The following is a 12,452-nucleotide window of genomic DNA, read 5'->3' on the forward strand; positions in this document are numbered from 1 at the left end:
TCTGACCTATTTGCGGCTTTCAAAGTTGAAATTAGGTCTTCTAATTAATTTCAATGTCGTGATGCTGAAGGATGGCCTCCACAGGTATGCAAACAACCTTTAACCACAACAATTTCTCTGAAAAACGCGGAAAGTGTTTCTACAAAAATTCATTGAAACAACATAAAACCTATGGACAAACATTTCTCGCAAAGCCCGCAGAGGTTTTCGCAGAGAACGCAAAGAAAAAACAAGGATTCCCCCTCATCTTCTGAAAACAAACCAATTTTCAAAACCAAAAAAAACCTTTGCGGCCTTCCCGAGACACTTGGCGCTCTCTGCGTTAAACTTCTATCGCAAAGTCCGCGGAGTTTTTCGCGGAGACCGCAAAGAAAAAAATACATCCTCCCAAATCTTCCGAAAACAAACCGATTTTCAAAGCCACCAAAAAAACCTATGCGACCTTCCCGAGACACTTGGCGCTCTCTGCGTTAAACTTCTATCGCAAAGTCCGCAGAGTTTTTCGCGGAGAACGCAAAGAAAAAAATACATCCTCCCAAATCTTCCGAAAACCAACCGATTTTCAAAACCAAAAAAAACCTTTGAGACCTTCCCGAGATACTTGGCGCTCTCTGCGTTTAAATAATCTCTCGCAAAGCCCGCCGAGTTTTTCGTAGAAAACGCAAAGAAGAAACCTTAAATCCTCTAAAAACCAACCGATTTTTAAAACCAAAAAAAACCTTTGCGGCCTTCATGAGACCCTTCGCGCCCTCTGTGTTAAAATAATCTCTCGCAAAGTCGAATCAATTTGCCTTCAGAACATTGACAAAGTGACTCGGTAGAGCGGCATATTTTAAATCAGCCGATAGGCGGACTTGGGGCTTTCACAGACTGGGCAACTGTAGTCTGCGGGCAATTTGAGAAATGCAGTTCCTGCGGTGATATCCGAAGACGGATCCCCGATACTTTCGTCATAAATCGTCAGACAACTTGAACATTGGTATTTTCTGGTTTGACCGGGGTTGACCTCCTCGGCATTTTCTTTAGGGTCTCCGGTTTTTCGAACATCCAATTGATCATAGTATTTGTAACTCAACTCAATCAACAATGATGGAATGGTTTCCAAAGCAACATTTTTGACGAAATAATAATATTCTGAAAGATTGGGATTGAAATCCTTTGAGTAGAGAATATTGAAGGAATCGGGATCCTTCTCCTTGGCCTGGGTGTTTTTTTCAATCACTATGGATGTAAACAGCACCATGTTCCTGATTTTTATGGAAAAAGAAAGTCCATAGGTACTGATGTCCTGCTTGTCCAGGGCCCTGACTAGGTAATTTTTGATGTCCAGCGCTTCCTCATCCAGCACAGGCAAATGCCAATTGAGTTCCAAAGAACTGTGGCGGATATTGATACCGAATTTGCCCAGCAATTTCTCCCAACTCAAGCGGTCCTTTTCAGCGATTCCCCTTACGATCAAGGATTTCCATGGGGTGATGCTCAACTTTCCAATGTTCGTTTTCAAACACAATTCACACAGGGCTTTCAAAAAATTGATCGTAAACTTGTTGTTCCTCCAATATAGCCCCAGCCAATACTTTCCTCCTGTGATCCTGTTCATCCCTTCATAGTAGGGGGATGTCGCTTCGGGATAAGTCAATTCCTGATCCAGATTTTGGGTATTGATGGTCAAGCCTTCCCTTGCTTTCCGGAAGATCTCCGAATGGGTAAGTTGGCCATTTTGCGGATCAAGCGCTTCAATTTGTTTTGCCAATTTGGCCAAGTCATAGCCAAAAACCAATTCTGGCGCACACCAAGGTTTGGTGTCAATCTGTGAAAAACGCAAATACACGTACCAATAATTTTCATGGGAAGAAGCCACAAAATTGATATTGCCCGTAAAGAGCGGAACCAGGTTTTGGACAGGATCGGTAATGTTGATTTTTAGCTTGGGTTTGTAATCAAATGTATCCAGAATATAATGGTAAATGTGGGAAGCCAACCAATGGGTGGTCGGCATCACATCCAGGGCCGTGTATGAACTGACAATATTCTGAAATTCCTCTCCATCCGTATCATAAGCCGTCTGGATGGAATCAAAGGTTTTCTCCAGGATTTCCAGGTTTTTGTCCTTCAAGGAAAATAGAATGTCCTGCCTGGAGCCCAAGTGGACAAAATTGGCACCCAGCTCATTGGCGGTTTGAATGATTTTCTGGAAATCTCCCGGAGAGATGATTCCTCCTTTCACAAAAACCCTGACCAAATCGGATTTTTTCTCCTTGGTGGATACCGCTTTTGTTCCCATGACGTCAGCCGATTTGAACCTTATACTCATCTTCGTTTTTGGATTATGGAAAGAAACTTATGCAATGACAGGCAATTTACTGAATTGCTTCAATATATTCCTGATCTCGGGTTTACAGCTCCCGCAGCCCAAGCCAGCACCCGTAATCTGGCACAATTGCCTGAAATCAGTTGCCCCGGAACCAATGGCGTTTTCTAAATTCCCTGTGCCCACACCGCCGCAGGAGCAGACTGTTTCACCCAAGAGCGCCTCCTTGTCGGATTTGCCTCGGAGCAGTTCTTGCCTTTTTTCGGACAATTCGATTTTATCCTCGATCAGGATTTTAAATTCGGCGAATTCTGATTTGTCCCCCATCAGGATGGCACCGACCAATTTGTCTTGATAAACGATGCACTTTTTATAGTAGGTTTGGGCAGTATCGATGAGCAGGATTTCTTCGTACCCTTCGGCATTGACCGGGATTTCGGGGATTCCGAGGGAACAAAGATCCAGGTCTGCAAATTTCAGGATGTTCATGGAAACGGTCCCTTTGTAAATACTGAGCAAGTCCCCATTGATAAACCGTGCGGCCACATCCGCTTGCTGCTCTGCCGCTGCCGTGATTCCATTTAGTTTTTGGCGGTGTTCGGCGATTTCCCCCATGGCAAAAATACAGGGGTCACTCGTCTGCAAATAATCGTTGACCCTGACACCCATGCCACAGTTCAAACCCGCTGATTTTGCCAATTCAGCATTCGGCCGGGTTCCGATGGCATATACGACAGCATTGACATCCAATGAAATCCCACTTTTCAAGTGAACTTTCATGCCCTGCTCCCCTGGCTTTTGTTCCAACTGGTTGACCTGGTTATTCAAATAAAGCTGCACTCCCATTTCCTCGATTTTCTCTCTGAGCAGCGCGCTGGCCACGGGATCCAACTGCCTTTCCATCAATCGGGAAGCCAATTGAATCACGGTCACCTCAATGGAAATTTCCCGAAGCGATGCCGCCAATTCCAACCCGAGCAATCCCCCACCGACAATAAGGACATGTCCATTTCCCCCAAGGTAATCGACCAAAGCATCCGCATTTTGTCGGTTTCTCATCGTGAAAACCCCCGGCAGATACATTGGCGCATCGTTTGGCACAAAGGCCCTGCTTCCCGTGGCCATGATCAGCTGGTCATAATGATGCACCCTGCCTTTTTGATCCGTCACGGTTTTGTTGAGCTTGTCGATGGCCTCGATCCCGTTTTCCAAGTACAGGTGCATGTCCATCAACTCCATTTCACCCGCCTTGAATTTTTGGAGATCTTCCCAGGTTTTGTGCTGGTTGACATAGTCCGGCAAAAGTACCCGGTTGTAAAAAGGATATTTTTCCTGGGAAAAAACGTGAATTTCATCCAGGTCATTCAGCTCTCTATAGGTTTGGATAAAGCGGTAAGATGCTGCACCCGCGCCGATCACGATGATTTTTTCTTTGGGTTTACTGAATTTGGCCACCTCCACAACCGAATATTTGAAATCGGGTTGCTTGGAAACCGGGTCAATGGCATTGCCCGTGATGTTGTTGGTTCGGGCAAAATCATTCTCCAGAATTTTACCCCAATGCATGGGCAGAAACACCACTCCCACACGGATTTTGTCAGAGAATTTGGCGTGGATCCTCACTTCTCCCCTTCTCCCCTTGACCACTACTGTATCGCCTTCGGCAATTCCTCTTTGCTTTGCATCATGGGGATGGATTTCCAGAAATGGAGTGTCAATATGTTTCATCAATTTGCTGACCTTGCCCGTTCGGGTCATGGTATGCCATTGGTCCCTGATCCTTCCTGTGGTCAAAATCAGTGGGAAATCCGGATCAGTGGCCTCATGTTGGTTTTGAGCACCTGAAATCCTGATCTGTGCCCGTCCATTGGGAGTGGGGAATTTCTTGTCGGTAAACAGTCTCACGGAAGGCGGCTGATCAGTGGAAACAAATGGCCACTGCACGGATCCCCTTTCTTTCAAAATCCCATAATCCAATGCGGAAATATCGATGTTGGTCCCTTTGGTCAAAGCGGCATGCTCCTTAAATACGGCTGCTGCATCGGGAAAATCGAATCCCGAAAAACCCATTTTATTGGCGAATTTGATCAAAATCTCCGCATCGGGCAATGCTTCTCCAGGAGGGTTCAGGATCTTGCTCAGGTGACTGATTCTCCTTTCGGAATTGGTCATGGTCCCCTCTTTCTCCGCCCATCCTGCCGCAGGCAAAACCAAATCTGCGAAGGGAATTCCTGCCGTTTTAGACGAAATATCCTGCACCACGACAAATCGGGCCTTTTTCATGGCCTCTTCCACTCTTTTGGAATCCGGCAAACTCACCATGGGATTGGTGCAAATGATCCAAATGGCCTTCAACGTCCCCTCCTCCAAAGCGCTTATCATCTGCGTGGCCGTAAGACCCGGCTTATCCGGCAACTCTTCGATTCCCCAGAAATCGGCCACCTCTTTTCGGTGCTCGGGATTGTCCAATTTTCTGTGGGCGGAAAGTAAAGTTGCCATGCCCCCCACTTCCCTGCCTCCCATGGCATTGGGTTGTCCTGTGAGAGAGAGCGGCCCCGATCCCGGCTTCCCGATATGTCCGGTGATCAGGTTCAGGTCAATCAAAGCCAGGTTCTTGTTCACTCCATCGGCACTTTGGTTAAGGCCCATCGCCCATAAAGTTAAAAATCCTTTGGACTCACCTATATAACTGGAAGCCAATTGTATATCCGAAACAGACACACCACAAATCAAAGCCGATTCTTCAAGGCTTTTTTGCATGACGACATTCTGGTAAGCCTCAAATCCATCGGTATGGTTTTGGATAAAGTGCAGGTCAATGTCCCCACTTTCGATCAGGCATCTTCCCATCGCCTGATACAAGACCACATCCGTCCCCGGAAAAATCTGGAGATGCAAATCTGCCAAGTCACAGGTTTGGGTAACTCGTGGATCTACCACAATGATCTTGGTCCCCGGATTTAGTTCTTTGTGTTTTTCTATTCTTCTCCAGATGATCGGATGGCACCAGGCGGGATTGGCGCCGGCCACCAAAAAACAATCTGCAATTTCGATATCTTCATAAGACACGGGCACGGTATCTTCTCCAAGTGTTTGGATATACCCCATGACGGCTGAACTCATGCAGAGCCTGGAATTGGTGTCGATGTTATTGGTTTTGAGGTAACCCTTTGCCAGCTTGTTGACAAGGTAATATTCCTCTGTCAGGCATTGTCCCGACACATAGAAACCGACTGAATCCGGGCCGAATTTTTGGATAATGGATTTGAAAACTGCGGCTGCCCTGGACATCGCGGTATCCCAATCCACCCTCTCCAAGGGATGCCCTTTTCCGCGGCGCATCTGTGGATAGAGCAGGCGATCGGATCTGTCTTCCACCACATAGTGAAGGTTCATTCCCTTGGCACAAAGCAATCCTTTGTTGACCGGATGATCGGGGTCTCCTTTTACTTTGATCTTGCCCTTTTTATCTTGCTGTACAATGATCCCACATCCTACTCCACAATATGAACATGTACTTTTTGATTGTTCCGGTTTCATAACAATTTGTATGCGTGAAAGTCAAGCTTGAATTCCTCCTATTTCTCCATTTCATATACAGGGACCAATTCCAGGGACTTTTCATCCAGGGAATTTTGCAATTCCAGTTCAGCGATTTTCTCATCCTTTTCGGAAAACCTGACCAAAAGCGATAGCCCACTGACCACCGTCACACAAACCCCGAGGATTGCCAATCCTTCTGAATAGGATACATTCTCCATTTTGAAGAGGAAACCCGCCATCACTGCGCCGGCATTTCCACCTGCCCCCACAATTCCGGAAACTATGCCTATGGCTTTTTTATTCACGAAAGGGACCACAGAGTAGGTGGCACCTTCGGCCATTTGGACGAAGAGACTGAAGACGATCATGCTTGCTATGGCAAAGGGCAAAAAGGTCATTTGGGAAAAAAGCATCAGGGCCAATCCTTCAAAAAACAAAATTCCTCCCATCAGATACACCCGACCTTTCAATCCCCATTTGATACCCGCTCTGTCCCCAAAAAATCCACCCATGGATCTTGCGAAAATATTCATCAGGCCAAATAGACCCGCAATCAATCCCGCAGTCTTCAAATCCAGTTTGAAGAAATCATGGTAATAAATGGCGGCGATGTTATTGATGGTCAATTCCACGCCAAAGCAAGCGCCGTAAATCATGAAAAGTGCCCAGACTCTTTTGTCTTTCAGTGCAGCTTTAAAGGCTCCTTTGCTGTCATTTTTCTTTTTCAGGAATGATGGATCCGTTTTGAGTAAGTCTTTTAGATTTCCTTCGGGAAAATCCGTGGTGAGTCGATAGTAGAGAATGCCACAGATGACCATGGCCAAACCAGGTACGACCATCGCATATCTCCAAGCGTCTTTGTCCAAAAAGCCAAGCCCAACAAACATGGCAAAAATCATCGGCATGACCATCTGTGTCACCCCTCCACCCAGGTTTCCCCAGCCTGCGGAAGTCGCATTCGCTGTCCCCACCACATTCGGTGCAAACATCATTGAGGTATGGTATTGGGTGATCACGAATGAAGCACCAATCGCTCCGATCGCCAACCTGAATATCAGAAAGGACTCATAACTATTGCTCAAACCGATCAACATCACCGGAAAAGCGCCGATAATCAACAAATAGGTGTAAGTGATTCGGGGACCAATCCGATCACAAAGCCAACCAATAAACAAACGTGCAATCACGGTAATGGCCACAGAGGAGATGATGATATTCCCGATCTGGGATTTGGTCAGTTCCAATTCTTCACGGACCACCGCCATCAAGGGTGCAATCCCAAACCATCCGAAGAAGCAGAGGAAAAAAGCCAACCAAGATAGATGAAAGGCACGCATTTGAGGAGTTTTGAAATTCAGCAGATTGATGGATGTTGCTTTTTTAATTTGATTTTTCATGACAAAACAGGTTTTGGTAAGAGAAATGAAAAGAGGTGGTTATTTTGGGTCGGGGTTTTGGGTTTGATTGTTTATTTTTTTCCGAGAAAATCAGGCTTCACCGCTATCATCGCCCATGCCCAATATTGGAGTCCGGCAGGTTGACCGCCTCCTTTGAGTGCAGAAAGGGACGAAGTGGCGAACATTTGGGAATAGCCAAGTGTGAAAGCCACCTCCTTGCTGAGCTGTGCATTCCAAACCAAATCAATTTCCTTCCCGAGATGCTGTGATTGTGAAAGCGTCAATTCCGCATCGCCATACACTAGCTCCGGGGAACTGAAATGGTGAAAATGAAGGAGAAGTTTGTTTTTTGGGTTGAGGGGAATATTGGTTTTGAAGAAGAAATCATTCAATCCCGTTGTTCTCCCTCCCTGCCCATGGTTATTGCCTACATAGAAATAATCCATGAGTCCATAAAATTTGTGATTGGTCCCATAGAGGGGATTGAAAGAATTGTTTTGGGTGGTGCCTTGCCCGGTTCCACTTAAGTAATCGTAACCAAAAGTCAGGGGAATGAAACCGGTATTGTAGGTTAGGCTTCCGGAATACAACCATGCAGAGACCTTTTTTCCCACTGGATCCTTTCCACCTTGATGATAAATTTCCATTTCACCGTCTAAGCGGGTCAATAGTTTTTTGCTCCCGATAAACCCATAGGTTTGCCGAAAGTATACGGTGGTTTCCTCGGGATTGACGTTCAATTTTTGCCGGCCATCGTTCAGGAGCAATGCCGAAAATTTGGAGGATTTCATTTTTTTGTGAAACCATAAAAACTGCATGGCCTTGTAATTGTCCAAGTCTTCGTAATGCGTACCCGTGAGTTTTCCCGGCTCAAAAGGCACATTCTGGTTGAAAGCTGCGCCCAGATGTACTTGTGTACCCAGGGAATCCTGAAACTTCAACAAGACCAAATCGTGGCTTCTCCCCTGCTGGGCCCAATCCAGATCTCCGAGGAATCTAGCATTGTCATAATCCAATGCCTGCCGGCCAATTTTTATGGATAGCGGTAAAGAGATCTGATATGCTGCCCAAGCTTCATACAGATTGGTCAATGCCGGATCTGTTTTATAAATCTGAGCCGTATTCCCCCATATTCGGACATCCTGGGCCGAAAGATGAAATGTCAGCGCCTCCATTTTGTAACTAAAATTGATTCGGGATCTTTGCTCGATAAAAAATGCAGGGCTTGCTCCTTCCGATAAAGGCGCTTTGAAGCCATGCCTTAATTCTGCCCTAGGTCTGATTTCCCCACTCAATGAAAACTGCGCAAATGCAAAATTCATACGTAATAGAGAAACCAGTACAATAATCCCGATTTTTGCTTTAGATGAAGTCCTCATAACCGATTCAATAGTTGTAAATAACTGATTTATTGAAGTTTTAATGCTGATCAGGGATACTTTGGGTCGAAATAGGCCGATGCTTATTCCGAATGCAATATATTAATTATTTTAATTAATACGTATTTTTACGTAATTTAAATTAAATAATTACGTATTTTCTAAGTAGTGAAAAAGTTTATTAAACCCGAATTCTAAGACATCGAAAAAGTAACGTAAAGCATCTAACTTGATTAAGTTAGATGGAAATATGCATTCCGTTTCCAAATGAGATCGAAACTGCAGGAAAATCAGACTATTGGGAGACTAATTCCTTACTCCAATAGGGTGAAGTCAAAAATAGTATACAAATATTTGATGATCAGTAAATTAAAATATTAAATGGAGTTCGTAATGCATAAAATGGGTTAAAGGCTTATCCGATTATTGTTGCCATGAAGGAGCTTGGAAAATGGGTTTAAAAAATAGTCCATGAGTCGGGTTTGATTCGTGATGAAATTGGAGAGTTGGCAGCTGATAGTAGAAAAAAAGGAATTTGGTGCTTTTTGGAAAACCGACTTGCCTTGAAAGGTTTTATTCTACACCTTTGCATCCGCTTGCGCACGTGGCGAAATTGGTAGACGCACTGTCTTCAGGAGGCAGCGCCCTCTGGGTGTGGAAGTTCGAGTCTTCTCGTGCGCACAAAAAGCAGACTTTCGGGTCTGCTTTTTCATTTCCAGTATTTTTTCCGGAAAATCCGCCAAAGATTTTCATTCTTTTCCGTCACCACGATATTGTCCCCCATCAAAAAACCGTAGGGCTTGAGGCCATCGATGCGGTCAAAGGTGATTTTCAGGATGCCTGTGATGGGGATAAACAGCACCATTCCCGAAATACCCCAAAGTCCTCCTCCCATCAAAATTGCCAAGATCACCACAAAGGCATTGACATTCACTTTTGACCCTACGACCCATGGGGTGATGAGATTGTTTTCGACGACTTGGATTCCCCAAAGCACAGCCAGGGTAATCAGTGGATAGATAAAAGTATCCGTGGTCAGGAAAACATACAAAATCACCAATGCGGAACTTACGATCACGCCGATGTAGGGGATCAGGTTCATAAAGGCGATCCATGCAGCGAACAGCAGGTAATACTTGACACCCAAAAAATAAAAGAATATTCCTGAAAGGATGGCGACGATGGAAGTCACTTTTACGATCCCAATCAAATAGCCCTGGATCACTTTGCCTGAATCGGCTGACCAGGCCAATATTTGGGAATTGCTTTTGTTGGAAACCTTGAATAAAAACTCAATGAAAAAATCCTTGTAATACAACAACAGGAAAATGTAAAGCGGAATGATCGCGGCTAGGGTGAGCGATTTCCCGGTGGAAAAAAGGGTGCTGTTGAGCATTTCTCCGGAAAACAGATTGGAAATACTCCATTTTTCATCTTCGAACCCAAAATCGATCCCGAAGAGCAACTGGAGATCCGTCAGGTATAGATCTACTTTTTGGGTCAACTTTTCCCCGATCTCAGGAATGTCTGCCAAGAGTGCAAGCATCTGATTGAAAAGCAGGTAGATAATCCCCAATGCAACCACCAAAACGATGAGGATGCCCAGCAGGATCGACAGTGCTCTGGGGATTCTTCTTTCCTCCAGCCAATTGGTGAGGGGGTAGAGCGAAAAGGCAAAAAACATTCCCCAAACCAGCGGCACGATGATAAAGGCACCATTGTAAAGAATGATGATGGAAAAAACGAAGATGACGAGCGCATACGCAATCTTTTGGATACCTTCAAGGGTTTTGTCCATATCGGTTTTTTTTGATAAATCAAGTTACAAAAATAAAACAAACGCATAGGTCCCATTCAGGCCGAAGCCAAATATTATTTTTTGATACCTGCTGAAAATGGTTTGACGGTCCAGATTCTTGGATTGTCTGGGGTTGAAAAATTGAATGCTGAAGGAAAAATCTTTGTCCCATCCCGATGGGATTCCAAAAAAACCAGCCATTTTTCCGGAGATGGATATCCCCGGTTAAGATTTCTATCATCGCTACGCGATTGCCAAAAAAGACTCCAAACTCAGAAAAGCCGTAGGCTTGACCAAATTCTTAACCCACAATTCATTGGGGAATATAGGCGACACGCCCTCGATACAAGCACCATCGGCACAGCATAAACCTTTGCCCAAAAACCTTATGTTGAAAACATAGGGTCAGAATCAGACCTTCAATGCACCCCGAAATGCCCTAGCTGCATAATAGGATTGGGCGCCATTATGGTAGAAGAAGACATGCCCGTAGCGGAAATCGCCAAATAGCGCTCCTCCAAGCGCTCTGATATCGGATGGGGTTTTTACCCAACTTGAGGTTTTCGCGTCGAAGTTCCCCAAAGTCTGAAGCATCCGGTACTCCTCTTCCGACAGCAGTTCAATGCCCATTTCAGTTGCCATATCCAAAGCGCTGTTTTTCGGAGGATGTTCCTTCCTGGACTCCAATCCCTCCCGATCATAACAAACACTCCTTCGGCCCTTTGGACTTTCCGGCGAACAATCAAAAAAAATGAATTCACCCGTATTTTTGTCAACACCGACCACATCGGGCTCCCCACCTGTCTCTTCCATTTCATGGAGCGACCACAGCTTTTGTGCAGAATGCTCGCCCTTCAGTTTTTCCTGTACCATGGCCCAGTCAAGACCTTTGTGCCGGTCCCTATTTTTCTCGAAGCGGCTTTTCAATGTTTGAAGCAAGGCTTTCATTTGTTCTGGTGACAATTCCTTTTTTTCGATTTTCATGGTTTTAATTCTTTTCCTTAGCCAAATATAAGTACTTCATGTTTCCTTACCATTGGGAAAGAATTCAAAATCACCACTCCTGTCAAAACCTGCTTTGGCGAAAAATCTTCGGGAGTCAATCATTTTCGTAGCCAAAGAAGATGGACCACTCTACATCATTTTATCCAAGGGTTGAAACCCATGGATAAAATGATGTCAGGGCGCTGCCCTTTTTCGTGAGGAGCACTTTGATAAAGAATTCCATTTGGGAAGTATTGAAAAAGGCGTAGATAATTGGAAAAGGGTATTGTGAATTACTTGCTGGTCGAGATTTGCAATCTAGTAACCCAGATAATCAGGATTTGCAATTCTCTCCACCAAACATCTTTCGGTCGTGTGTAGGAGGAAATTTGACCGGGCCGGAGCAGGCAAATAGGGGAGTAATGGAGGAAACGATATTCTGAAACCGAACTTCCTCCGGAGGAATGGGCGGCCTATATATCTGCGGTTTTTGGCAGGATTCGGAGAGCGTGAAAAAAATGAGTTAGCTCACGAAGGTTCACCGAGTGAGATCCACTCATTTTTAGCTCTCAGAAGCCAGACAAAAATCAAATTGGAAGAAAATCAATATTGTGAAAAACACCCGCCCCAATTTGAAGAAGAGATATCAGCATTGATTTTTTGGTTCCTTTTTGATCAAGCAAAAAGGGACAAAGGAAGAAAAATTGCGATCAATGTCATCCACCTGCTTTGGCGAAAAACCTTCGGGATTCAATCATTTTCTTTAGCCAAAGACAAACAACCACGACATTCCAATTCCCACGGGTTCCACCCGCGGCTATTCAAGGTTGAAGCCCTTCAGGCTTCGTGGATATTGAACGGCAAGGAGTGGTCTGTGGGGAGAGAGGCCAGGGGTGTGAAATTACCACTAAACTTCCCTCGGACGTGGGGAGGAGGAAATTGGACCGAGCCGGCGTGGGCCAAGGGCGGAGGAGGATTCCAATTTCTTGGCCTTTTGGTTACTTTTGGGCTAAGCCAAAAGTGACAAAGAACCAAAATCA

At 45.0% G+C, this 12,452-nt stretch carries 8 protein-coding genes and 1 tRNA gene; 2 read left to right on the top strand and 7 right to left on the bottom strand.

Annotated elements, in window-relative coordinates; all coding sequences use genetic code 11:
* Positions 1 to 10: 10 nt before the first annotated feature.
* Positions 11 to 103 carry a hypothetical protein gene (locus tag Q7J63_RS10205; RefSeq protein ID WP_370691888.1) on the top strand — a complete coding sequence of 31 codons (93 nt, stop codon included), beginning with the start codon at positions 11 to 13 and terminating at the stop codon, positions 101 to 103.
* Between the two features lie 729 nt (positions 104 to 832).
* Here Q7J63_RS10205 and Q7J63_RS10210 read toward each other — a convergent pair.
* The 4 genes from Q7J63_RS10210 to Q7J63_RS10225 form a co-directional block, all read right to left on the bottom strand.
* Complete coding sequence (locus tag Q7J63_RS10210) at positions 833 to 2,314, bottom strand: rubredoxin (RefSeq protein ID WP_304885876.1); 1,482 nt, start codon at positions 2,312 to 2,314, stop codon at positions 833 to 835.
* Between the two features lie 27 nt (positions 2,315 to 2,341).
* Complete coding sequence (locus tag Q7J63_RS10215; RefSeq protein WP_304885877.1) at positions 2,342 to 5,851, bottom strand: nitrate reductase; 3,510 nt, start codon at positions 5,849 to 5,851, stop codon at positions 2,342 to 2,344.
* A 38-nt stretch (positions 5,852 to 5,889) separates the two neighbouring features.
* A complete protein-coding gene (locus tag Q7J63_RS10220) occupies positions 5,890 to 7,251 on the bottom strand; it encodes an MFS transporter (RefSeq protein ID WP_019600633.1) in 1,362 nt (453 codons plus the stop codon).
* Between the two features lie 71 nt (positions 7,252 to 7,322).
* On the bottom strand, positions 7,323 to 8,630 hold the full coding sequence (locus tag Q7J63_RS10225) for an alginate export family protein (RefSeq protein WP_304885879.1): 1,308 nt from the start codon (positions 8,628 to 8,630) through the stop codon (positions 7,323 to 7,325).
* Positions 8,631 to 9,228: 598 nt separating this feature from the next.
* Between Q7J63_RS10225 and Q7J63_RS10230 the strand changes: the two genes are divergently transcribed.
* Positions 9,229 to 9,311: transfer RNA gene (locus Q7J63_RS10230), tRNA-Leu, on the top strand.
* Positions 9,312 to 9,339: 28 nt separating this feature from the next.
* Here Q7J63_RS10230 and Q7J63_RS10235 read toward each other — a convergent pair.
* The 3 genes from Q7J63_RS10235 to Q7J63_RS10245 all read right to left on the bottom strand — a co-directional run.
* Entirely contained in the window at positions 9,340 to 10,428 is a 1,089-nt protein-coding gene (locus Q7J63_RS10235) for an AI-2E family transporter (protein ID WP_304885881.1), read from the bottom strand.
* Positions 10,429 to 10,839: 411 nt separating this feature from the next.
* A complete protein-coding gene (locus tag Q7J63_RS10240) occupies positions 10,840 to 11,412 on the bottom strand; it encodes a DUF4256 domain-containing protein (RefSeq protein ID WP_304885883.1) in 573 nt (190 codons plus the stop codon).
* 837 nt (positions 11,413 to 12,249) lie between these two features.
* Positions 12,250 to 12,452: hypothetical protein (locus Q7J63_RS10245; protein ID WP_304885885.1), on the bottom strand; the 203-nt coding region annotated here is incomplete at its 5' end.

It is taken from the genome of Rhodonellum sp. (genome assembly GCF_030656585.1).
Classification (GTDB): Bacteria; Bacteroidota; Bacteroidia; order Cytophagales; family Cyclobacteriaceae; genus Rhodonellum; species Rhodonellum psychrophilum.